This is a genomic window from Pseudomonas sp. R2-7-07 (assembly GCF_003852355.1).
Taxonomy (GTDB): Bacteria; Pseudomonadota; Gammaproteobacteria; order Pseudomonadales; family Pseudomonadaceae; genus Aquipseudomonas.
The window spans coordinates 2339821-2362926 of record NZ_CP027759.1 but is presented as its reverse complement, the minus strand read 5'-3'; the positions used below and the strand labels follow the sequence as shown (position 1 = coordinate 2362926).

The window sequence follows — 23106 nt, the reverse complement described above, 5'->3', positions numbered from 1 at the left end:
ATCCGACATTGATTTGGGGGGCCGCCGCCACGCGCCATCCATGGCGCGGGGCGGCTAAACCGGCATCCCTGCCGGTTTACCCCCCAAATCACTGTCGAATTCCGGCCAGCGTGGTTTAACGGGGCGCTTAAGATCAAGATCAAGAGCAAGATCAAGAGCGGCTCGCTTCGCATCGTGGTTAGCGTAGGCTGCTGCTATACAGTTGTGTAGATACGTATGCTCATCGGGGGCAAGCCCCTCCCACATTTGGAACGCGGGGCTTCAGTCAGAAAGGCTTCGGCTCCCGAGCTGTCGCGGGACCGCGCCCCTCTTAGAACGCCAGTTTGTAGCCCACCGCCATCAACATCACCGCCAGGCACGGGCGCAGCACAGCGTCCGGAATCTTGCCGGTCATGTGGCTGCCCAGGTAAATGCCCGGCAGCGAGCCCATCAGCAAAAAGCCCAGCAGGTGCCAGTCCATATTGCCCATGCTCGCATGGCCCAGGCCCGCCACCAGGGTCAGCGGCACGGCATGGGCGATCTCGGTGCCCACCAGGCGGCGGGTGGCGAGGAACGGGTACAGGATGAACAGCGCCACGGTACCCAGCGCGCCGGCACCGATGGAGGTAAGCGCAACCATGGTGCCGAGGACGACGCCCGTCACTACGGTCAGCGCATTCAGGTTGCGCGGGCGCATGTGGTAGTCGTCACCGGCATGGCGCTGGGCGAACGCCAGCAAGCGTTGCTTGAACAGGATCGCCAGGGCCGTCAGCAGCAACACCACACCCAGCGCCTGTTTGATCACCGCGTTCATGGCGCTGGGGTCGGTGTGCAGGCTGGCGAGGAACCACAGGGTCAGCAACACCGCAGGCACACTGCCGAGAGTGAGCCAACCGGTGATGGTCCAGTCGATGTTCCGGTTCTTGCTGTGCACCAGCACACCACCGGATTTGGTAATGGCGGCATACAACAGGTCCGTGCCCACGGCGGTAGCCGGGTTGATGCCGAACCACAACAGGATCGGCGTCATCAGCGAGCCGCCACCCACGCCGGTCATGCCCACGATAAATCCTACGATCAGGCCGGCAACCACGAAACCCACATTACCCACATCCATTACAGCTACCTGCGGCCTTATAAAATTCTGGCGGCAGGATAGCGATTTTTCTTATAACCACTTATATCAATATGATCTGACTTTATGCCTTTCCTGCTAATCGCTGGCAGGCATACGCCTGGGTCTGATACGCAAAAGCCACGGTGTCACGGCCCTTCAAGGCGGGATGGGTGTCGATCAGTTGCTGCAATTGCGCCGTGACGCCAGCTTTTTCTGCAGGAGGCAATGCGGCGATAAAGCTGACCGACAGGATGCGGTCCATGATCACTTCCTTCGGGCTGCCGACATGGTGATAGGCAAAGCAGGTCAGTTCAGGGGCGGAAAAATACTCACCGGTGAAGGCCTCGCGCCAACGTCCGCTATGAAAACGCGGGGTGTCGCCCTCGTAGGGGGTAATGATGGCCGTGATGGCAGCGATCCAGTCCACCGACTCATCGCGCACATTCCACACCAGCCCCAGGCGCCCTTCGGGTTTGAGTACACGGTGGATCTGCGCCAGCGCCGCCTCACTGGAAAACCAGTGGAAGGCCTGGGCGCAGACCACCGCATCGGCGCTCGCCGACGCCAAAGGCATGGACTCGGCCGTGCCATTGACCAGCCGTACGCCCGGCAGCAGCTTGACCAACTGGGCGCCCATTTCCATCACCGGTTCGACGGCGATCAGCGTCGGCGCCAGGCTGCTGAGCAAGCGCGTGAACTTGCCGGTGCCGGCCCCCAGGTCGATCACGGTCGAGTGGGCATCGATGCCCAGCGCGTCGGCCAGCCAGCCGGTGAGTTGTCGCGGGTAGCCGGGGCGGCCTTGCGCGTAAGTACGGGCCTGGGTAGAGAAACCTTGCTGAGCGGACGTGTGGACACCAGTCATTGCCAATCTCTCTTCGGGTAAAGCGGGGGCCACAGTGTGCGCCGTCCCGCGGTTATTTTCTAATCGCTGGATCGACGGCAGGCAACCACACACGAAACCGCGCGCCGCCCAAGGGTGAAGCCTCGGCGGTCAAGCTGCCGCCCTGGGCTTGCAGGGCCCGCCGGCTGATGGCCAGGCCCAGGCCGAAACCACCGGTGGCGCGGTCGCGGCTACGGTCCAGACGGTAGAACGGTTCGAAGATGCGCTCGCGCTGGTCCGGCGGAATGCCGATGCCATCATCCTCCACGAAGATTTCACAGCCGTTGGGGCAGACCCTGACGCCGACCTGGATGCGCTTGTCGCAGTAACGCGTGGCGTTGCGCAACAGGTTCTGCAGGGCGCGGGCGGTCAGGCGCGGGTCGAGACTGAAGCGCTCCACGGCGCAGTCAAGCGCCACGTCGATAACAATCTCGGGGTTCTCCAGTTCATCGTCGACACTGCCCAATACGCTGTCGATGAATTCGTCGAGCACCACCTCCACGCGCTCCGGCTCCTGCGCCGGGTTTTGCAGGCGGCTGTAGGAAAGCAACTCCAGCACCAGCTCATCCAGCTCACGAATATGCGCCACCAGGCTTTGCAAGCGCTCCCGGCTGGCCGCAGGCAAGTCCTCCGCCAGGGCCAGGGCCAGGCCGAAATCCAGGCGGGTCAGCGGCGTGCGCAGTTCATGGGACACCGCGTTGAGCAGGTCGCGCTGTTGATTGAGCAGGTGTTCGATGTCGTTGGCCATGGTATCGAACACCGAGGCGAGGCTGCCGATGCTGGAACTGGCGGGGATCAGCGTGCGCTCGGCCAGGTTGCCCCGCCCCAATTGCGCGGCGGTGCTTTTCAAGCGTTCCAGGTCGCGCCAATGCGGGCGTAGCCACACCAGCAGGCACGCGAGCAGCGCCGCGACGATCAACACGTTGATCGCCCAATACAGCACGTTCATGTCCAATGGATCGGGCGGTACCGTCAGTTTGACCACGAATTGCTCATTGATCGGCGAGCTGATTTCCTCCATCCAGCCCCACTCCCCCAGGCGCACCACCGATTTGCCCTGTTCCAGCAGTTTTTCTTCCGCCGGGGTATAGCGCGCATCCTGGCGCAGCAGCAATTGCACCTTCAACGGCGCAAAATCGCGGCCCAACTGCTCGGTGACCTGTGACCAGCGCTCCACCGGTGCGCGCACGTATTGCTTGACGATCAGCTTCTGCTGGCCGCGGGTCTGCTCGATGTTGTAGTTCATGTAACGGTGTTCGAACAGCTGGATCACCAGGGAGGGGATCAAGTAGATCGCCGCGCTGTAGGTGACGATGGTGATCAGGTAGAGGCGCAGCAAGACTCGAAACATGGCTCAGCATTCCCACTCGGAACGGCTGAACAGGTAGCCCTTGCCCCACACGGTCTTGATCTTGCGCGCTTCGCCGGCGTGGTCGTCGAACTTGCGGCGCAGCTTGGAGATGGCCACGTCCACCGAACGGTCGGTGCCATTGAATTCGATACCGCGCAGGCGCTGCAGAATCTGGTCGCGGCTGAGCACTTCACCGGCATGTCGCGCCAGCACCACCAGCAGGTTGTACTCGCCGCTCGACAGCTCCACCGCCTGCTCGCGCCAGGTCACGGTACGCTCGCACAGGTCGATGCACAGGTTGCCCATGATGATGCGGTCGCTGGCCACCTGGGGCTCCGACAGGCTGCTGCGGCGCAGCAAGGTGCGCACACGGGCGAGCAGCACCCGTGGCTCGCAGGGTTTGGTCACATAATCGTCGGCGCCCATTTCCAGGCCCAGCACCTGGTCGTGGCTGTCGTCACGGGCGGTGAGCATCAGGATCGGCAGGCCCGCCGAGTCGGCGCGCAGCAAGCGGCAGACCTGCAGGCCGTCGAGGCCGGGCAGCATCAGGTCGAGGATGACCAGGTCCGGCGGGTTCAGGCGCGCGCGTTCGCGCACCTGGTCGCCACGGCTGAGCACGCTGACGTGGTAGCCATTGCGTTCCAGGTAGCTGGCAATCAGCTCGGAGAGCGCGGCATCGTCTTCCACCAGCAGGATGTTGGGCATGAAGGTGTTTCCAGAAAATACAGTGAGGTGTCGTACACAAATCCCATGTGGGAGGGGGCTTGCTCCCGATGAGGGAGTGTCAGTAATACATCTGTGACTGACACACCGCCATCGGGAGCAAGCCCCCTCCCACATTTGGTCTTTGTTGTCAGCGAGGTTGTGCAAGGATATACGCCCCCGAGGCCAAGCGCCCCGGCCCTTACATTTCTTCACAGACGCACTACACAGCTTCACAGCACCACGGCGCAGGTGACCTTAGGATGCGCCAGTCAATATTGGGATAAGAGCATGTCGAAGAATCTGTTTGCGCCGTTTTGCCTGTTGGCGCTCACCCTGGCGCTGAGCGCGTGTGACAACTCCACAGCCGAGGCGCCGCACGCGCCGCTGGCCAAAGTGCGCATCGAGACGCTGCAGGCCAAGCCCCTGTCCATCACCAGCGAATTGAGCGGGCGCATCTCTGCGCCGCGTATGGCCGAGGTGCGCGCACGGGTGGCCGGGGTGGTGATGCAACGGGTCTTCAACGAAGGCCGTGACGTGAAACAGGGCGACGTGCTGTTTCGCATCGACCCGGCCCCGTTCAAGGCCGACCTCGATAGCGCCCAGGCCAACCTGAGCAAAGCCGAGGCCAATGCGTTCCAGGCGCGCCTGCAGGAGCAGCGCTACAGCCAGTTGGTGGAAGGCAACGCCATCAGCGGCCAGGAGTACGACAACGCCCGCGCTGCCCTGCGCCAGACCAACGCCGAGGTCGCCGCCAACAAGGCCGCCGTCGAGCGGGCCCGGTTGAACCTGGGTTACGCCACAGTGACTGCACCGATTTCCGGGCGCATCGGCCGGGCGCTGGTGACGGAAGGCGCCCTGGTCGGCCAGAACGAAGCCACGCCGCTGGCGATCATCCAGCAACTGGACCCGATCCACGCCGACCTCACTCAGTCGACCCGCGAGCTGAATGACCTGCGCCGCGCGTTTCGCGCCGGTCGCTTGCAGCAGGTCGGCCAGGACCAGGCCAAGGCCACCCTGATCCAGGATGACGGCAGCCTGTACCCGCTGCCGGGCAAGTTGCTGTTCGCCGAGATCAGTGTCGACCCGGGCACCGGGCAGATCATTCTGCGCAGCGAATTTCCCAACCCGGACCTCGACCTGCTGCCCGGCAGCTTCGTGCGGGTGCGCCTGGAACAAGCCGTCGACCAGCAAGGCCTCAGCGTGCCGCAGCGCGCCATCACCCGCGACAGCGCCGGCATCCCGATGGTGCTGTTGTTGGACGGCGAGCAAAGCGTGCGCCAGCAGCCGGTGGAGTTGGGCGCGGTAATCAACGATCGCTGGGTGGTCAGCAGCGGCCTCAAGCCCGGTGACCGCATTGTCGTCGAGGGCCTGCAACATGCGCGCCCCGGTGAAAAAGTTGAAGTGGACGACAGCCCGCTCGTAAAGGAATAACCCGCCATGCCGCAGTTCTTTATCGACCGCCCGATTTTCGCCTGGGTGGTGGCCCTGTTCATCTTGCTGGCCGGCTTCCTGGCGATCCCGCAATTGCCGGTGGCCCAATACCCCAACGTAGCGCCGCCAAAGGTGGAAATCTACGCGGTATACCCCGGCGCTTCGGCCCAGACCCTCGACGAAAGCGTGGTCAGCCTGATCGAGCAGGAGCTCAACGGCGCCGATCATTTGCTGTATTTCGAGTCCCAGAGCAGCCTCGGTTCGGCGACCATCACCGCCACGTTCCAGCCGGGCACCAACCCGGAAATGGCCCAGGTGGATGTGCAGAACCGCTTGAAGGCGGTGGAGCCGCGCCTGCCGCAAGCAGTGACGCAACAAGGCTTGCAGGTGGAGAAAGTCTCGGCCGGCTTCCTGCTGCTGGTCACGCTGACGTCCAGCGACGGCAAGCTCGATGACGTGGCGCTCAGCGATTACCTGGCGCGCAACGTGATGAACGAGCTCAAGCGCCTGGACGGGGTGGGCAAGGCCCAGCTGTATGGCGCCGAGCGCGCCATGCGTATCTGGATCGATCCGCAGAAGCTGATCGGTTTCAACCTCACCCCAGCCGACGTGAATGCCGCCGTCAGCGCGCAGAATGCCCAGGTGTCGGCGGGCAGCATCGGCGACTTGCCTGGCACCAACACCCAGGAAATCACCGCCGCCATTCTGGTCAAGGGCCAACTGTCGACGCCGGCGGAGTTCGCCGACATCGTGCTCAAGGCCAACCCTGACGGCTCCACCGTGCGCATCGGCGATGTGGCGCGGGTCGAAGTCGGCAGCCAGGAATACCAGTTCTCCACGCGCCTGAACGGCAAACCGTCCACCGCCGTCAGCGTGCAGCTGGCGCCGGGGGCCAACGCGCTGAACACCGCGACCCTGGTGCGGGCGAAGATGGACGAACTGTCGCGCTATTTCCCGGCCAACGTGGAATACAAGATCCCCTACGACACCTCACCGTTCGTCAAAGTCTCGATCACTAAGGTGGTCTACACCTTGCTGGAAGCGATGGCGCTGGTGTTCGCGGTAATGTTCCTGTTCCTGCAGAACGTGCGCTACACCCTGATCCCCACGCTGGTGGTGCCGATTGCGCTGATGGGCACCTTTGCCACCATGCTGTTGCTGGGTTTTTCGATCAACGTGCTGACCATGTTCGGCATGGTGTTGGCGATCGGCATCCTGGTAGACGATGCGATTGTGGTGGTGGAGAACGTCGAACGGATCATGGCCACTGAAGGCCTGTCGCCCAAGGAGGCGACGAAAAAGGCCATGGGCCAGATCACCGGCGCCATTGTCGGTATCACCCTGGTGCTGGTCGCGGTCTTCCTGCCGATGGCGTTCATGCCAGGCTCGGTGGGGGTGATCTACCAGCAGTTCTCGTTGTCGATGGCCACCTCGATCCTGTTCTCGGCCTTCCTGGCCCTGACCTTGACGCCAGCGCTGTGCGCCACCTTGCTCAAGCCGATTGCCCAGGGCGAGCACCATGCCAAGGGTGGCTTTTTCGGCTGGTTCAATAAACGCTTTGAACAGCTCACCGACCGCTACGAAGGCTGGGTGGCCTATGCGCTCAAGCGCAGCGGCCGTTACCTGCTGATCTACCTGGTATTGCTGGTGGGCCTGGGGCTGCTGTTCAGTCGCCTGCCCTCCTCGTTCCTGCCGGTGGAAGACCAGGGCTACACCATCACCGATATCCAGCTGCCACCAGGCGCCAGCAAAAACCGCACGGTGCAGGTGGCCGAGCAGATCGAGGCGCACAACGCCGGTGAGCCGGGCGTGGGCGATACCACCATGATCATGGGTTTCAGTTTCTCTGGCTCCGGGCAGAACGCGGCGCTGGCGTTCACCACGCTCAAGGATTGGTCCGAGCGCGGCAGCGATGACTCCGCGGCGTCGATTGCCGACCGCGCGAACATGGCCTTCAGCGGGCTCAAGGATGCGATTGCCTATGCGATCCTGCCGCCGCCGGTAGACGGCCTGGGCACCTCCAGCGGCTTCGAGTTCCGTCTGCAGGACCGCGGCGGCGTCGGCCATGCGGGGCTGATGGCCGCGCGCACCGAGCTGCTGGAGGCTGCCGGCAAAAGCCCGGTGCTGGCCAACGTGCGCGAAAGCGCCCTGGCCGAAGCGCCGCAGGTGCAGCTGGAAGTGGACCGCAAGCAGGCCAATGCGCTGGGCGTGTCGTTCGCCGATGTGGGCAATGTGCTGTCGTCGGCCATCGGTTCGGCTTATATCAATGACTTCCCCAACCAGGGCCGTATGCAGCGCGTGGTGGTGCAGGCTGAAGGCGACCAGCGCAGCCAGGTGGCGGACTTGATGAAGATCAACGTGCGCAACAACGCCGGGAAGATGGTGCCGTTGTCTGCCTTTGTCGAAGCCAAATGGACCCAGGGCCCGACGCAATTGACCCGCTACAACGGTTACCCGGCCATCGCCATCAGCGGCGAAGCGGCGCCGGGGCACAGTACCGGCGAGGCGATGGACGAAATCCAGCGCCTGGTCAGTCAGTTGCCGGCGGGCCTGGGCCAGGAATGGACGGGGTTGTCGTTGCAGGAACGTTTGTCCGGCTCCCAGGCGCCATTGCTGCTGGGCCTGTCGCTGTTGATCGTGTTCCTGTGCCTGGCGGCACTGTATGAAAGCTGGTCGATCCCGACCTCGGTGTTGCTGGTGGTGCCGCTGGGTGTGCTCGGCGCGGTGATAGCCGTGAGCCTGCGCGGCATGCCCAACGATGTGTTCTTCAAGGTCGGCTTGATCACCATCATCGGTTTGTCGGCGAAGAACGCGATTCTGATCATCGAGTTCGCCAAGGACCTGTACGAGCAGGGTGAAGATCTGATCGACGCCACCCTGAAGGCCGCGCGGCTGCGCCTGCGCCCGATCATCATGACATCGCTGGCGTTCATCCTCGGCGTGGTGCCGCTGGCGATTGCCACCGGTGCCAGCTCGGCGAGCCAGCAGGCGATTGGTACGGGGGTGATTGGCGGGATGATCACCGCGACATTGGCGGTGGTGTTCGTGCCGGTGTTCTTTGTGGTGGTGATGAAACTGGTGCGCAAGCGCCACAACAAAGATTAATCCAATGTGGGAGGGGGCTTGCTCCCGATGGCGGTGTGTCAGTCAGCATATTTGGCACTGATACACCGCCATCGGGAGCAAGCCCCCTCCCACAGGATCAGTTACAGTCTGCTCAACTATCGCTAGCTGTGAGCACCCATGCCCTTCCTCGCCCGCACCCACCCTCGCCTCTCAGCCGCCGCCGTGCTCGGCCTCGCCGTGGGCATCCTGGTACCCGCCGATACGCTGGCCAGCAAAATTTTGATCGGCTGGAACGCCGGGGTCTGGACCTATCTGGTGCTGATGCTGTGGCTGACCAGCCGTGCCAAGGCAGAGGACGTCAAGCGCATCGCCGAGGTCGAGGACGAAAACGCCGGCCTGGTGCTGTTCACGGTGTGCATCGCCGCCATCGCCAGCCTGGCCACCATCACCTTCGAACTGGTCGGCAGCAAAGACCTGGCGCCCACCGAACGTCTGTTGCACTACGGCTTCACCGGCTTGACGGTGATCGGTTCATGGCTGTTGATCGGGGTGATTTTCAGCGTGCACTACGCCCGGCTCTATTACACCTGGAACGGCAAGGAGCCGGCGTTGCGTTTTGCCGAAGGCTTGCTCACGCCCAACTATTGGGACTTCCTGTATTTCTCCTTCACCATCGGCGTGGCGGTGCAGACGTCCGATGTGGGCGTCGCCACCCGTGGCTTGCGCAAGGTGGTGCTGGGGCAATCGTTGATCGGTTTTCTGTTCAACACGGCGATTCTGGGGTTTTCGATCAATATCGCCGCAGGCCTGTTTGGCTGAGTTGCACAAACCTTCTAGACGCCTGGCCGCCCTTGGGCGCTAATGGCATTACACATTCATCCTCGGTGTTTTATGGCCGCGCACAATTGGATCGACCTGTCCCAGGACGCCGAAACCGGCATCGAGACCCTGCGCGCGCATTTCGAGGGCCACGCCTACGATCCCCACTGGCACGACAGCTACCTGATCGGCGTCACCGAGCAAGGCGTACAGCAATTCAACTGCCGCCGCACGCGCCACAACAGCGTACCGGGCCAAGTGTTCCTGGTGGAACCCGGTGAGTTGCACGACGGCGACGCGCCCACCCCGGACGGCTTCACCTATCACATGTTGTACCTCGACCCGCACTGGTTGGCGCGTGAAGTGAGCGCAGTGTTCGAAGAGGCGCCGCTGGACAGCCAGTTGAGTTTCGCCAGCACCTTGACCGGCGATCCGCGCCTGGCCCTGGCCACCAGCCAGGCCTTTCAAACCTTGCACAGCGGCGAGCTGCGCATTGTGCGGCAACGCGCCATGGACCAACTGCTGGAGCGCCTCACCGGCCACCTCTACTGGCGCATCCGCTACCGCGAGGACCCGCGATTGCCGCAGGTGGCGCACAAGGCCAGGGAATACCTGCATGCCCATCTGCACGCAGACATCGGCATGGACGAACTGGCTCTGGCCTGCGGTGTCGACCGCTTCCGCCTCAGTCGCGCCTTCAAGAGCGCGTTCGGCCTGCCGCCTCACGCCTACCTGGTGCAACTGCGCCTGGCTCACGCTCGGCATTTGCTGGGCAAGGGCGAGCAACCGGCGGATGTGGCGATTGCCCTGGGTTTTGCCGACCAGAGCCACCTGGGCCGCTGGTTCGTGCGCGCCTACGGCCTCACGCCCGCCGCGTACCGCAAGCGTTGCTCAAATGTTCCAGACAGGTAGCGTTCAGGCCTGTGAAGATCGACTCCATCAATCGATTGTTGGGAGTCGCCCGCCATGTTGCCGTTTATCCTGTTTGCCTTTGTCGCCTCCATCACCCCGGGTCCTACCAATATCCTGGTGCTGAGTAACAGCGCACGGTATGGCTTTAAGGCCGCACTGCCGATCATCCTCGGCGCCTGCCTGGGTGCAGCAGGCATTGTGCTGTTGGTGGGCTCCGGTGTGGGCCAGTCACTGGTGCATTTGCCCAAGGTACAAAGTGCGATGCAGTGGGCCGGCGTGGCCTGGCTGAGCTATCTCGCCTGGCAGATTTTCAGCGCGCCAGTGGAGGCCTTGGACGTACAGTCAACGCAAAAGCGACTGGGTTTCAGCGGTGCCGCCAGCCTGCAATTGATCAACCCCAAGACCTGGATGATGGCGCTGGCAGTGGTCAGTGTATTTGCGGGTAATGGTGCAGAACGCCAGAGCCAGGTAATGACCCTGTCGATGGTTTTTTTCCTGATTTCCTTGCCATGCCTGGCAACCTGGGCCGTGCTGGGTGCAGGCTCAAGCCAGTTCCTGCGTTCGCCAAGTGCCATGCAACGCTTCAACCGCTGTATGGCCCTGCTTCTGCTGGGTTCGGCCTGGCTGAGTGTAGTGATCTGAATGTAAAAAAAGGGGGAAGCCATAGCTTCCCCCTGTTCAATCGAACGACAACTTCAGAAGTCGTACCGCACGCCGAAGTTGACGCCCCAAGGCTGGTCGATCTTCTTGCCCTGGCTGGTTTCGAAGTCGGCATGCAGCTTGACGTTCTCCGATACGGCCATGGCTACACCGGCCGCCAGCTCGATGCGCGAGCCGGACAGGTCGTTGTTGAAGCTCTGGTCGTTGATGAACACCTTGTTGCTCTGGTCAAACTCGTGGGCGACCGCAGTACGCAAGTAAGGCTGCAGGATACCGCCGCTCTCCAGTTGGATGTTCTTGCCCGCAGTCACACCCAGCTTACCGACCACCGAACTGGAACGATCACCCTTGGCGTGCAACCCATTGGTCAGGTCGTAGCTTTGCGCCTGGGTGATGGTGGCCGACAACTGCCCATAAGGCTCGACGAAGAAGCCGTCGTCCAGCTTGATATGGCGACCGAACTCAGCCGAGGCACCCACGGCGTTTTGCGCGTAGTTGCCTTTGGCTTTCTTGCCATCGCTCATGGTCACATTGTTGTCGGTGTGCAAACGGTTGAGCTTGGCCACACCGTCGAAGTACAGACCGCTTTCAGCGTCCATCCAGGTGGCATAACCGCCCACATAGTAGCTCTTGACCTCGCCACTGCTGCCACGGTTCAGGCTTAGATCGGAAACACTGTGACCGGCCATCATACCGGCGATCCACTGGCCGTCCCCTCCGGACAACGGCGCGTCGGCACCGATGGTGAAGCCCTTCTGGTTTTGCGTGTAGCCCGCACCGTTCTTGTTGGCCGCCACATCGAATTTGTTGCCGTAGCTGCGCATCCACATACCGTTGCCCGCGCCTTCGCTGAAGCGCAATTCGCCCATGCGCGTACGCAGGATGCTCATCTCGCCATACAGCACGGTCGGCGCGCTGTTGAACAAGGCCAGCACCGAGTGGGCGGTAGTACTGGTGCCGCGACGGGAGGGGTCGAGCAGCCAGTCGGTACCTTCTTTCTTCAAGCCGTAATCATAGGCGCCAATATCAACGGTGCCGCCCGCCAGGGCGAACTGCGCATCACCGCCTTCGGTGTGCACCACCTTGATCGGCTCGCCCTTGGCCAGCTCCGAACCGGTGGCCGCCAGCAGCAGGCTGTGGTTGCCTTCAGCCTTGCCTTGCACGTTGAGGAAGTCGGTCTGGTTGGTGGAAAAGTCGGTGTGCATGATGAAGGTGCCGTTACCGTCCAGGCTCTTCACATCCAGTTGGTAAAACTCGTTCGGCGCGCCGAATTCCACTGAGCCACCGCCCATTTTCAAGGCGTCAACATTGCTGTCGCCGACCAGCACCCACCTGGACGCTTCGTTCACGCTCAATTGGGCGACGTTCTTCAACTGGCCGGTCAGAAAGGCACCGTTATTGAGTTGCACTTTTGCCTGGCTGCCGTCTTCGACCACCACGTCGCCGAACAGTGAGCTGCTGTCCACGTTCAGGTTGGCCGTGGAGCCACCGGTGACTTCGAGGAGATTGCCATTGCCGCCGATCAGGTTGGAACCATTGCGCACCTGGATGTCGGCGTTGCTGCCTTGCCGGGTGAGAATGGCCGCGCCGCTTTTGCCTTCAACGCTCGATCCGTCCAGCACCAGGCTGTTGCCCAGTACGCCGGAGGTGCCGTCTATACCCATTTGCACACCGTTCTGCCCGCCGACAATCTGGCTGTTGGTGGCATAGGCCTGACCGCTGAACAGGGCAATCCCCACACCGGTCGCACCGGTGGCTTCAACCTTGGTATCGACCAGGTCAAGTACGCTGTAGGCGCTGGCACTGGCGCCGCGCTGCGTGCCGGTGATGGTGGAGTTGACCACTCTGATTTTAGAGCCCACTTTGGACCCGTCTTGCCGGCCGGCGACCAGCCCGCTGCCGTTTTTGTTGAGGATATTGCTGTTGGTGATCAACACATTGCTGTCGCTGGACTGCACGGCGGCATTCGCGGTGCTACGCGCAATGACATCGGAACCGTCGATACGAACAGTGGACGCATAGGCAGTAATGTCCTGGGTAGAACTGCCCGGCTCGAGTGTCAAGGTTGCGGACTGACTGGTAATGTTCTTGGTGACGGCACCCTTGACGGTAAAGCCGGAGCCTGGTTTTAACTCAAACGAGTCCGGAGTTGGCCCAGGCACGACGAAATCGTCAGGCTTGGTGATGACACGGGCATCGGCGGCATGCGCTACAAGCATCAACAAGGTGACAGCGTTGACTTTCAACGCCAGACTTAAAGGCGATGGGTTGAAATTGAATACAGTTGACATTGAATGGACCTCTGGGTTGGCATTCCTTCACGGAAAAAATCTGGCCGGTTCCAAAGTGCGTGGGAGCCAGCCGATCGAGCGGTGCCAAGGTATCCAGAGCGGTTACCATTTTATGTAGGATTAGTCTTAAGGTGCCGTATGAATGCGGGTTTGAGCCCGGAGTCAATACATAGTTTTTTTGTCAAAAAAAACCTAAGAGCGGGTCTGCCGCTCTTAGGTCTGGACCGTTACACCCAACTAAACGGGTACGGCAGTTCCATCACAGAAAGTTCCGGGAGTGCCTGGTGCCCCAGCTCTGTGACCACGGGCACGATGGAGCGTCTCATCGGAGTCCAAGGGACCTGGGATGCTGTACCAGAGTTTCATCGAACCCATAAGGCGCGCAGCAGCGTTTGGTTGGATGGTTTTGAAGATAGTCGCGTAAGGTCCCAGATTCATTTCGAACCCTAGGTTTATATCAGTTTCCGTCAGGATGGTCCTGTTAGCCAGGCCAACAGCAGCGCTAACAGGCGTTGTTCCGAGGTCATCGCTATAGCCCTGCGAATGCAGCGTCACCACCATATTGATTCGGAACTCATTGCTGGGTGGAATAAACACCACCAGGTCGCCAGGGGGCGGCCCGACAGGCCTGAAACTGTCACAATTGATGAAGCCGGCTGCGTTGAGGTTTCTCACCCGCGGTGCGTCCAGCGAGATAACGATCGCAGTCACATTGATGGGTGTGAGAGGCGACTGCTGCGAATTGGTAGTGCCTGTCGACTCAATCGTGTAATACGCCAATTTGTTGGTACCGTTTTTACCGTCGAAGATGGCGGCCCACGGAATAACCATATCGACCTCTTCGTTAGCGACACCACCGGTTATCAAGCGGGAATCAACCATATTTCCGTTATAAAAAAGCTTGATCGTAAAGTCGCTGGCGTCAGGTGTCGGTGGTTCATCCCACAGTCTGATTCGCGCGATGGCATCTCTGGACGCATGCGCCGGAGTCAATTGGTTGTCATCCGGCCCTTCAGTGCCGTCCAGCCGCACACCTATCACACGTACCGGATTGAGTTTGGTGTTGATCGGATCGGGACCTTCCGGGGTTGGGCCTACGACAAACAGGTCCAGGTCCGTCGTCGCCGTCAAGCCCGCCGGGTAACTGACCGAGCGGCGCTTGACCGCATAAGAAACCGTCAATGGCAGCAACCCTAGCGTGGCCCCGTAGAGTGCGACCAGCGTCGCGTAATCGACATGCACGGGAATCGGAAAAATTGCGCTTCCAACCGGAAAGCCGGGCAAGGTTTGCGTGCCCAGGCTGGTGGTGAGGGTAATAATCAGTTCATCGTCCGCGCGCAGCACATTATCGTATTGGGGAATACGCACTATCGCGCCGTTAAGTGCCGCCACATCAGCACGGTTGATCAAACCATCGCCGGGAACCGCCAAGTCGATGGTAGGCTCCCGAAAATTGCCGGGTCTGGGAAACAGGCTCACATCCAGGTTAAACGCGCCAGACAACCTCGATTCATTACCCGCCGCATCCACAATCACATAGCGCAAACTATGCAGGGCATCCGGATGGTTTTGAACTACCGACAGCGGTAAAGGCAAACTGAGGTCTGCGGGGATCGTCCAAAACGGGTCCGGGTTACCGGGTACCGGCAAGTACGGTTCATCCGAATTTGCAAAGTAGAGCAGCGCCCTGTCCCCTGGGGCTTTACCTTGCCCCACATAATCGGGGAATCTGAAGATTGCCGTCTGATTGGGCTTGCTCAAGAAATAATCGGCATCTACGCTTTCGGGTAAATCAACCGGGGGAACAGGCGCGGGGATGGTACCCACCCAACTTGCATAGGGCGGTTCAAGATCGATGATGAGCAATTGCGGGCTGGACTCGGTACTGTTGCCAACACTGAAAACATCTATTCTATATTTCAGCTTATTGATACCGACAGGGCGCCGCCCGCGTACAACATTTATTTCCAGCCCGGTGGCCGGGACATTCGCCGCCGGAACGATGATAGGGTTTGCCCAGTCCGCCTGGTCGTTGGGCTGGACCCACAGCGTATAGACATCAGGTTCCAGCGGATTGGTACTGAAATCATCCGGCCGCGGAATGCTTACCATCATGTCTTCGGCGAGAGCGACGGATTTGCTGATCAACCCGGGAAATCCGGGCACCTCCCCCTCCAGCCTGGCGTCAGGCAAGGCAAGCAAGCTAGGGTTGGCTTTGCGTTCATTTTGGAAATTGCGAATAGCGTCCAACGTTTGCCTTTTCATGATATCTCCATGACTCTTCAGGTAAGGGTAACTTCGAGGCGAGAGAATCCGCGCCCTACAACATTGCGAAAATGTCTAGCACTCGCTCAATAACAGCGGCCTGAACTTCAACCTATAAAACACTGCAGTAGCTTTAACTTATTCAGGCAGGACGCGGGTGGCTTGCCCCGTCGTTGAACAGCTAATAATGTCACCCGCCTTACAATAGCCGCCGGCGGAATAGTTTAAATCGATACGAATTTTTCTGGGCACGGACTCGCCGATCAATAGGCCATGACGCCTGACTTGATAAAACACTTGAGCGGAACCAAAGTCATGCATCGGTACAACTTTCTCTTCATAGGGCGCTACCGTAAAGTCCAATCCATTGATCAAGTCATAATCGCTATCAAAGGATTTACTTTCAGCATAGCGAGATTCTTCAATCACCGGCCCCTCCCAATTATTCGTGTGGTATCCAGCCCAAAAAAATCTCACGACATCATTAAGTTCAAAGCGTTGATCATTGGCTATATGCCAATGCACGCCATGAAACACCTCGGGCTTTGAGCAACAGGCTAAATAACCGGCTCCGCCCACCAGGGTATGTTTGAGGATCGGCGCTGGAAATGAGATCAGCATGCCGGTATTGACATTGACGAAGGTGTTTTCAGACTGTTGCTCATTCACACCATTACTGGTGGTGTAGTACACGGGCAAGGCAGGATGAATAAAACCCGCCATGACTGCCCACGGAATGACCGTGGAAAACACCAACTGCCCTTCCACATCCCCCGCTTGCACCGTGTAGGACGCAACCGGCCCGACACCGTCCCAGAAAAACCGCAGCACTTGCCCCGGCTCCGGCTTTTCATACAGGAAGACTCGGGCCCGTGCGCCGGCAGGGTTGTCATCATGGTTGACCACATTCGGGAGGTTGGACACCAGCCCGCGGACCTCTGCCAGGGGTAAATCCGGATTCAGCAGTGCCGGCGCATTGGCGTGGTCCTGCCCGGCGATGGTCAGGTTCACATTCACGCGAATGGCAAACGAAGGAAAGGCGGGCAGCGTGCCGCGAATAATCTCATAGCGTACCGGCACCGTTTCCGGCGCCAGCGTATCCGTCAGAGGTCCGCGCAACACCGGCCATGGAATCGGCACATCGGTGGGGAAGCCGTCAACGGGATGGAGCGATGTGGGCCTGCCTTTCCAATACACCACAACCTGATCGCCCGGCGCCCAGCCGGTATAGCTGCCGATCCGCACAAAAATTCCGGCCCTGGCGTCTTCGCGATTGATCAACAAGTCGGTGTAAAGCTCTGGAGGATAGATTTCGGGAGGCGGCAGATCAGAAGGCAAAGGGATCAGGCCCAGTTGAAACGGAAGGCCCGCACTGCGATCACTGAAATTGCCGGCCTTGTCGAAAATGCGAAAAAAGATATAAGCGGCACCATTGGCCAGATGCCGAAATACGTCGGCGGGCAGATACGCGATCAGGGGCTCGCCACTCGATACCCACTCGTACACGCCGTCCTCACGCGCGACCGGTGGGTTGGCCAGATTGGAGGTGTAAAAGTGAAGGACGTCGCCATCGCTGCGCCCCCTGTAAGCCGGCACATGAAACGCCACCAGAGGGTTGGCGAGCAGATAAGCCTCGTCCATCACAGGTGAAGGGGGCACCACGAATTCCAGATGATCCGCCGGATCCAACAACTGCGGCTCATCCATATCCACAGTGAGTGTGCGTTTGGGGTCCAGCACAGTCTCGCCGCCAAATGAGTCCGTGACTGAGTAATAGAGCTCAACGGGGCCCGATAAGGCGCGCAGTACCACCAGCGGGACAAACATCTGATGCTCGATCGGCAACGGGGGGGGCGGCGCATTGATCGTCAGGAAGTCGCGATAGACCACCGCACCGCCCCGTGCCCAAAACAGCGTCAGGATATGGGGTGTATCCAGCGGTTCTGGTGGCGGCCCCCACTGGGGAATAAGCACTTCAAGCGGTGCAAGCATCAGCGCCGCCGGAATCAGGCCCTCCGGATCCAGCGGGTCCACCCCGGGAATAATCATCGGGGCCAATGCCAGAGGCCCGTTGTCATACAGCCTGGAACTGTCGGCGGTGATAGCTGGTTCGTCGGTATCGGACATAAATATTTCCTCAACATTGCAGCCGGGAATAACCAGCGATCACCGTATAAGCCGGCCTGGGTGGAAGAAATTAAAGCCTCAATCACACCCGTTCGATACTGTCAGAACTCACAGGTGCAGCTATCCATTCGTCGGATTTCAGCCGGTCAGAAACGCAAATCCATTAGGTTTTTTCTTGACGACTCGCACGGTGTGGTGTCTTCTGAAACCGGTTTCAGCCTGACCCCAAATTTTCTATTCCAATAAGAAAGGCCCGCCACCGTGAGTTCATTTTCCGCCGCCCAGCGCAGCCGCGTGACCATGCTCGATGTCGCCGAGCGCGCAGGTGTGTCCAAGGCCAGCGTGTCGCGTTTTATCGGCGATGACCGCGCCCTGCTCTCCGATGCCATCGCGCTGCGCATCGAGCAAGCCATCGATGAACTTGGCTACCGTCCCAACCAGATGGCCCGTGGCCTCAAACGTGGGCGCACGCGCCTGATCGGCATGCTGGTGGCTGATATCCGCAACCCCTATTCCATTGCCGTGATGCACGGCGTCGAAACCGCCTGCCGCCAGCACGGCTATAGCCTGGTGGTATGCAACACCGACCGCGATGACGAACAAGAGCGCCAGCACTTGGCGGCGCTGCGTTCGTACAACATCGAGGGGTTGATCGTGAACACCCTCGGCCATCACCTCGACCAACTGCTGGAACTGCAACGGGAAATGCCCCTGGTGCTGGTGGACCGCAAGGTCGAGCCGCTGCACAGCGACCTGGTGGGGTTGGACAACCCGGCGGCGGTGCGTATGGCGCTGGAGCATCTTGAGCAGCAGGGTTATCGCGAGGTGCTGCTGGTGAGCGAGGCGCCTGACGGCACCAGTTCACGGCTCGAACGCCTGCACAGTTTCAAAACTGAAGTCGCCAACCGCCCGGACATGAACGGCGCCGTACTCGAGTTGAACGACGCGCTGGAAAATCACCTGCGCATCTTCCTGGCCAAACCCGCGCGCAAAGCGCTGTTCTGCGCCAACGGCGTGGCCGCGCTGGCGTGCAGCCGTGCGCTCAAGGCGTTGGGCTGCCATCTGTTCAACGATATCGGCCTGATTGCCCTGGATGACCTCGACTGGTATCCGCTGGTAGGCAGTGGCATCACAGCGCTCGCCCAGCCGACCGAGGCGATTGGTGCCAGCGCGTTCGACTGCCTGCTCAAGCGTTTGCGTGGCGATACAGCCCCCACGCGTACCCTGGATTTTTTGCCCCAACTGATCATCCGAGGCTCGACCCAACTCCTTGTGGAAGGGGGCTTGCCCCCGATTGCGGTATATCAGCCAGCTTAGCTGTAGCTGACCCAACGCTATCGGGGGCAAGCCCCCTCCCACATTTTGTTCTGCGCATAAAATTGAAACCGGTTTCAGAGGTAAACAACAATGCATGAATATCCCGTCTCTATCAGCCTTTCCAGCTACGGCGCCGAGCTGGTCCGCCAGCAGGGCCAATTGAGTTTTGTCGCGCTGCTGCACGCCGCCGGTGCCCGGCGCATCGAATGGCGTGAAGAACTGCTGACCACCGAACCGCCTGGCACCCTGGCCCAGGCCGCCGCCGAGCAAGGCCTGGAATCGGTATTTTCCTCGCCCCTGGAACTCTGGGTCGCCGGCCGTGCCCAGCCCAATGCAGACTTGGCCGCGACCCTGGACCGCGCCCAGGCCTTCGGGTCGCGCTGGCTGAAAGTGTCCCTGGGTTACTTCACTGACACCAACGACCTCGAAAGCCTGCACGCCCTGCTCAATCGCCACGCGGTCAAGCTGCTGGTAGAAAATGACCAGACCCTGCACGGTGGGCGGATCGAGCCGATGCAACGGTTTTTCACCGAGGTCGACCGCCTGGGCCTGCCGGTCAGGATGACCTTCGACATCGGCAACTGGCAATGGCAGGACCAATCCGCGCTCACCGCCGCGCGCCTGCTGGGCCGGCACGTGGACTACTTGCACTGCAAGGCCGTGGCCCGTCGCCCGGACGGCAAGCTGGTAGCCCAGCCGCCTGGCGCCACCGACCTGCATCTGTGGGAACAACTGCTCACGCACATGACCCAAGGTATTACCCGGGCGGTGGAATTTCCGCTGCAGGGCGACGACCTGATCCAGGCCACCGCGCAACAGGTCGCCACCCTCGCCCGCCTTGGCCAACCCCGCGTGGAGAATGCCCATGTCTGAGATCGATATCCTGTCGTTTGGCGAGACCATGGCGATGTTCGTCGCCGAGCAGACCGGCGACCTGGCCCAGGTCGGCCAGTTTCACAAGCGCATTGCCGGGGCCGACAGCAATGTCGCGATTGGCCTGTCGCGCCTGGGTTTCAATGTCGCGTGGTTGAGCCGGGTGGGTAACGACTCCCTCGGGCGCTTCGTGGTCGATACCCTGGTCAACGAAGGCCTGGACTGTAGCCACGTAGCCATCGACCCGCTGCACCCCACCGGTTTCCAGCTCAAGTCCCGTGAAGAAGCTGGCGCCGATCCTCAGGTGGAGTACTTCCGCAAAGGTTCGGCGGCCAGCCATCTGTCGATTGCGGCCATCAGCCCGACCCTGTTGCAAGCCCGGCACCTGCATGCCACCGGGATTGTGCCGGCGTTGTCCGAGGCCACCCGCGAATTGTCCGTGGAGTTGATGACACAGATGCGCAAGGCCGGGCGCAGCGTGTCCTTCGATCCGAACCTGCGTCCATCCCTGTGGGCCAGCCAGGCGCAGATGATCCGCGAAATCAACGCCCTGGCCGGCCTGGCTGACTGGGTATTGCCAGGCCTGGGCGAAGGCCAGCTGCTTACCGGCTTCGATGACCCGGCGGATATTGCCGCGTTCTACCTCGACCAGGGCGCCGAAGCGGTGGCAATCAAACTCGGGCCCGATGGCGCGTATTACCGCACCCAGATGGACCAGGGGTTCGTCGCCGCCGTGCGCGTGGACAAGGTGGTCGACACCGTGGGCGCCGGCGATGGTTTTGCCGTGGGCATGATCAGCGCCCTGCTGGAAAACGCCAGCTTTCCCGAGGCGGTACAACGCGGCAACTGGATCGGCAGCCGCGCCGTACAGAGCCGCGGCGACATGGAAGGGCTGCCCACCCGCGCCGAATTACCCAGCCGATCCGTTGCTTGACCCATTACCCACTCTCCCTGTTGCCACAACTACAACAAGCTCAGGAGCAACCTTATGGAAACCGTGAAACTCGCCACCCGCCGTTGGTGGTACATCATGCCCATCGTGTTTATCACTTACAGCCTGGCCTACCTGGACCGCGCCAACTACGGCTTCGCCGCCGCCTCGGGGATGGCCGAAGACCTGATGATCACGCCGGGCATGTCGTCCCTGCTCGGCGCGCTGTTTTTCCTCGGCTACTTTTTCTTCCAGGTGCCGGGGGCGATCTACGCGCAGAAGCGCAGCGTCAAAAAGCTGATTTTCGTCAGCCTGATCCTGTGGGGCGGCCTGGCTACCCTGACCGGGGTGGTCTCCAACGCCTACATGCTGATCGTCATTCGCTTCATGCTCGGGGTGGTCGAGGCGGCGGTGATGCCGGCGATGCTGGTGTACCTGTGCCACTGGTTCACCCGTGCGGAACGCTCGCGGGCCAACACCTTCCTGATCCTCGGCAACCCGGTGACCATGCTGTGGATGTCGGTGGTCTCGGGCTATCTGGTGCAGCATTTCAGCTGGCGCTGGATGTTTATCATCGAGGGCCTGCCGGCGGTGTTATGGGCATTTATCTGGTGGAAGCTGGCCGACGAGCGTCCCAAGGACGCCAAGTGGCTGAGCGACACGGAAAAGCACAGCCTGGAAACTGCCCTGGCCGCCGAGCAAGTCGGGATCAAGGCGGTGAAGAACTACGCCGAGGCCTTTCGCTCGCCGAAGGTGATCATCCTGGCGCTGCAGTTCTTCTGCTGGAGCATTGGCGTATACGGCTTCGTGCTGTGGCTGCCGTCGATCCTCAAGGCCGGCCTGAAGATGGACATGGTCGAAGCCGGCTGGCTGTCAGCCCTGCCCTACCTGGCGGCGGTGATCGGCATGCTGGCGGTGTCCTGGGGTTCGGACAAGCTGCAAAAGCGTAAACGCTTCGTCTGGCCGCCGCTGTTGGTTGCCTCGATCGCGTTCTATGCCTCCTACGCGCTCGGGGCGGAACACTTCTGGTGGTCCTACACCCTGCTGGTAATCGCCGGGGCGTGCATGTACGCGCCTTATGGTCCGTTCTTCGCCATCGTTCCGGAAATCCTTCCGGCCAACGTCGCCGGCGGCGCCATGGCGCTGATCAACAGCATGGGCGCACTGGGCTCGTTCGGCGGTTCGTACCTGGTGGGTTACCTCAATAGCAGCACCGGTTCGCCGGGCGCTTCGTACCTGTTGATGAGCGGTGCGTTGATGCTGTCGGTGGTGCTGACGATTTTCCTCAAGCCCGGCGCCAGCGACCGCGTACGCGAGCCCGTGGCTACCCTCGAAATGAAGGCCAATTCCTGATGAAAAAATCCGTGGTTTTATACAAGAAACTCTCCGCGCCGCTGATGGCCCGCCTGCATGAGCAGGCCGACGTAACGCTGATCGATTCACTGGACGAGGCCGGCCTGGCCCAACTGCGCAGCGCCCTGCCCCATGCCGATGGCCTGCTGGGCGCCAGCCTGCGCCTGGATGCGGGGCTGCTCGACCTTGCGCCGAAGCTTGCGGCGGTGGCGAGCGTTTCCGTGGGGGTGGACAACTACGACATCGACTACCTCACCCAGCGCGGCATCCTGCTCAGCAACACGCCGGATGTGCTCACCGAAACCACCGCCGACACCGGCTTTGCGCTGATCCTGGCGACCGCCCGACGCGTGGTGGAACTGGCCGACATGGTGCGCGCCGGCCAATGGAACAAGAACATCGGCCCGGCACACTTCGGCAGCGATGTGCACGGCAAGACCCTGGGCATCATCGGCATGGGACGTATCGGCGAAGCCTTGGCCCAGCGTGGGCATTTTGGCTTCGGCATGCCGGTGATCTACCACAGCCATTCGCCCAAGCCTGCGGTAGAGGCGCGTTTTGGCGCGCAGTACCGCAGCTTGCCGGAACTGCTCAAAGAGGCCGACTTTGTCTGCCTGACCTTGCCGCTGACGGCTGAAACCGAGAAGCTGATTGGCGCTGAAGAGTTCGCGTTGATGGGGCCGGAGACGATCTTTATCAACATTTCCCGGGGCAAGGTGGTGGACGAAGCGGCGCTGGTCGAGGCCTTGCAACAGCGCACTATTCGGGCGGCCGGGTTGGATGTGTTCGAGAAAGAACCGCTCGACCACGCATCGCCGCTGCTGCGGTTGAACAACGTGGTGGCGACGCCGCACATTGGTTCGGCGACCCATGAGACACGCGAGGCGATGGCCAAATGTGCGGTGGATAATCTGCTGCAGGCGTTATCCGGCGAGCGCCCGCAGAACCTGGTGAACCCAGGCGCCTGGAAATAGTGAACTCATGTGGGAGGGGGCTTGCTCCCGATAGCGGTGGGTCAGCTAAAAATAG

The 23106-nt window shown here is 61.0% G+C and carries 17 protein-coding genes; 10 read left to right on the top strand and 7 right to left on the bottom strand.

Annotated features, from left to right (window positions below):
• Window positions 1-310: 310 nt before the first annotated feature.
• From C4J86_RS10880 to C4J86_RS10865, 4 genes are all read right to left on the bottom strand, one after another.
• Window positions 311-1096, bottom strand: coding sequence for a sulfite exporter TauE/SafE family protein (locus C4J86_RS10880; RefSeq protein ID WP_124370378.1), 786 nt, complete (start codon window positions 1094-1096; stop codon window positions 311-313).
• Window positions 1097-1178: 82 nt separating this feature from the next.
• Window positions 1179-1958: a class I SAM-dependent methyltransferase gene (locus tag C4J86_RS10875; protein ID WP_124370377.1), complete on the bottom strand. Its 780-nt coding sequence runs from the start codon at window positions 1956-1958 to the stop codon at window positions 1179-1181.
• A gap of 52 nt (window positions 1959-2010) precedes the next feature.
• Complete coding sequence (locus C4J86_RS10870) at window positions 2011-3327, bottom strand: ATP-binding protein (RefSeq protein WP_124370376.1); 1317 nt, start codon at window positions 3325-3327, stop codon at window positions 2011-2013.
• Between the two features lie 3 nt (window positions 3328-3330).
• Window positions 3331-4032 carry a response regulator transcription factor gene (locus C4J86_RS10865; protein ID WP_124362415.1) on the bottom strand — a complete coding sequence of 234 codons (702 nt, stop codon included), beginning with the start codon at window positions 4030-4032 and terminating at the stop codon, window positions 3331-3333.
• A 288-nt stretch (window positions 4033-4320) separates the two neighbouring features.
• Here C4J86_RS10865 and C4J86_RS10860 point away from each other — a divergent pair, with 288 nt between their 5' ends.
• The 5 genes from C4J86_RS10860 to C4J86_RS10840 all read left to right on the top strand — a co-directional run bounded on the left by C4J86_RS10860 (window position 4321) and on the right by C4J86_RS10840 (window position 10902).
• Window positions 4321-5463, top strand: a complete 1143-nt coding sequence (locus C4J86_RS10860; protein WP_124370375.1) for an efflux RND transporter periplasmic adaptor subunit — start codon at window positions 4321-4323, stop codon at window positions 5461-5463.
• A gap of 6 nt (window positions 5464-5469) precedes the next feature.
• Window positions 5470-8568, top strand: coding sequence for an efflux RND transporter permease subunit (locus C4J86_RS10855; RefSeq protein ID WP_124370374.1), 3099 nt, complete (start codon window positions 5470-5472; stop codon window positions 8566-8568).
• Between the two features lie 138 nt (window positions 8569-8706).
• Window positions 8707-9348: a DUF1345 domain-containing protein gene (locus C4J86_RS10850; protein ID WP_124362412.1), complete on the top strand. Its 642-nt coding sequence runs from the start codon at window positions 8707-8709 to the stop codon at window positions 9346-9348.
• A 72-nt stretch (window positions 9349-9420) separates the two neighbouring features.
• Window positions 9421-10260 (top strand): AraC family transcriptional regulator, encoded by an 840-nt coding sequence (locus C4J86_RS10845; RefSeq protein WP_124370373.1) that lies wholly within the window; start codon window positions 9421-9423, stop codon window positions 10258-10260.
• A gap of 54 nt (window positions 10261-10314) precedes the next feature.
• A complete protein-coding gene (locus tag C4J86_RS10840; RefSeq protein ID WP_124370372.1) occupies window positions 10315-10902 on the top strand; it encodes a LysE family translocator in 588 nt (195 codons plus the stop codon).
• Window positions 10903-10955: 53 nt separating this feature from the next.
• Here the strand turns inward: C4J86_RS10840 and C4J86_RS10835 are convergent, their stop codons facing one another.
• The 3 genes from C4J86_RS10835 to C4J86_RS10825 all read right to left on the bottom strand — a co-directional run bounded on the left by C4J86_RS10835 (window position 10956) and on the right by C4J86_RS10825 (window position 17603).
• On the bottom strand, window positions 10956-13211 hold the full coding sequence (locus tag C4J86_RS10835) for an autotransporter outer membrane beta-barrel domain-containing protein (protein ID WP_124370371.1): 2256 nt from the start codon (window positions 13209-13211) through the stop codon (window positions 10956-10958).
• 237 nt (window positions 13212-13448) lie between these two features.
• Window positions 13449-15476: a hypothetical protein gene (locus C4J86_RS10830; RefSeq protein WP_256681732.1), complete on the bottom strand. Its 2028-nt coding sequence runs from the start codon at window positions 15474-15476 to the stop codon at window positions 13449-13451.
• Between the two features lie 138 nt (window positions 15477-15614).
• Complete coding sequence (locus C4J86_RS10825; protein WP_124370370.1) at window positions 15615-17603, bottom strand: hypothetical protein; 1989 nt, start codon at window positions 17601-17603, stop codon at window positions 15615-15617.
• A gap of 261 nt (window positions 17604-17864) precedes the next feature.
• Here C4J86_RS10825 and C4J86_RS10820 point away from each other — a divergent pair, with 261 nt between their 5' ends.
• The 5 genes from C4J86_RS10820 to C4J86_RS10800 all read left to right on the top strand — a co-directional run bounded on the left by C4J86_RS10820 (window position 17865) and on the right by C4J86_RS10800 (window position 23051).
• On the top strand, window positions 17865-18920 hold the full coding sequence (locus C4J86_RS10820; RefSeq protein WP_124370369.1) for a LacI family DNA-binding transcriptional regulator: 1056 nt from the start codon (window positions 17865-17867) through the stop codon (window positions 18918-18920).
• 90 nt (window positions 18921-19010) lie between these two features.
• Window positions 19011-19793 carry a sugar phosphate isomerase/epimerase gene (locus C4J86_RS10815; protein WP_124370368.1) on the top strand — a complete coding sequence of 261 codons (783 nt, stop codon included), beginning with the start codon at window positions 19011-19013 and terminating at the stop codon, window positions 19791-19793.
• Window positions 19786-20727, top strand: coding sequence for a sugar kinase (locus C4J86_RS10810; protein WP_124370367.1), 942 nt, complete (start codon window positions 19786-19788; stop codon window positions 20725-20727). Before C4J86_RS10815 ends, C4J86_RS10810 begins: the two co-directional genes overlap by 8 nt.
• Window positions 20728-20781: 54 nt before the next feature.
• Window positions 20782-22077 (top strand): MFS transporter, encoded by a 1296-nt coding sequence (locus tag C4J86_RS10805; RefSeq protein WP_124370366.1) that lies wholly within the window; start codon window positions 20782-20784, stop codon window positions 22075-22077.
• The gene (locus C4J86_RS10800) at window positions 22077-23051 is read left to right on the top strand and encodes an NAD(P)-dependent oxidoreductase (protein WP_124370365.1); all 975 of its coding nucleotides are present in this window, start codon (window positions 22077-22079) and stop codon (window positions 23049-23051) included. Before C4J86_RS10805 ends, C4J86_RS10800 begins: the two co-directional genes overlap by 1 nt.
• The last annotated feature ends 55 nt before the right edge of the window (window positions 23052-23106 follow it).

Coding starts and splice junctions, on each gene's coding strand:
- C4J86_RS10880 (WP_124370378.1), bottom strand. CDS start 1,096: ATGGATGTGGGTAATGTGGGTTTCGTGGTTGCCGGCCTGATCGTAGGA.
- C4J86_RS10875 (WP_124370377.1), bottom strand. CDS start 1,958: ATGACTGGTGTCCACACGTCCGCTCAGCAAGGTTTCTCTACCCAGGCC.
- C4J86_RS10870 (WP_124370376.1), bottom strand. CDS start 3,327: ATGTTTCGAGTCTTGCTGCGCCTCTACCTGATCACCATCGTCACCTAC.
- C4J86_RS10865 (WP_124362415.1), bottom strand. CDS start 4,032: ATGCCCAACATCCTGCTGGTGGAAGACGATGCCGCGCTCTCCGAGCTG.
- C4J86_RS10860 (WP_124370375.1), top strand. CDS start 4,321: ATGTCGAAGAATCTGTTTGCGCCGTTTTGCCTGTTGGCGCTCACCCTG.
- C4J86_RS10855 (WP_124370374.1), top strand. CDS start 5,470: ATGCCGCAGTTCTTTATCGACCGCCCGATTTTCGCCTGGGTGGTGGCC.
- C4J86_RS10850 (WP_124362412.1), top strand. CDS start 8,707: ATGCCCTTCCTCGCCCGCACCCACCCTCGCCTCTCAGCCGCCGCCGTG.
- C4J86_RS10845 (WP_124370373.1), top strand. CDS start 9,421: ATGGCCGCGCACAATTGGATCGACCTGTCCCAGGACGCCGAAACCGGC.
- C4J86_RS10840 (WP_124370372.1), top strand. CDS start 10,315: ATGTTGCCGTTTATCCTGTTTGCCTTTGTCGCCTCCATCACCCCGGGT.
- C4J86_RS10835 (WP_124370371.1), bottom strand. CDS start 13,211: ATGTCAACTGTATTCAATTTCAACCCATCGCCTTTAAGTCTGGCGTTG.
- C4J86_RS10830 (WP_256681732.1), bottom strand. CDS start 15,476: ATGAAAAGGCAAACGTTGGACGCTATTCGCAATTTCCAAAATGAACGC.
- C4J86_RS10825 (WP_124370370.1), bottom strand. CDS start 17,603: ATGTCCGATACCGACGAACCAGCTATCACCGCCGACAGTTCCAGGCTG.
- C4J86_RS10815 (WP_124370368.1), top strand. CDS start 19,011: ATGCATGAATATCCCGTCTCTATCAGCCTTTCCAGCTACGGCGCCGAG.
- C4J86_RS10810 (WP_124370367.1), top strand. CDS start 19,786: ATGTCTGAGATCGATATCCTGTCGTTTGGCGAGACCATGGCGATGTTC.
- C4J86_RS10805 (WP_124370366.1), top strand. CDS start 20,782: ATGGAAACCGTGAAACTCGCCACCCGCCGTTGGTGGTACATCATGCCC.
- C4J86_RS10800 (WP_124370365.1), top strand. CDS start 22,077: ATGAAAAAATCCGTGGTTTTATACAAGAAACTCTCCGCGCCGCTGATG.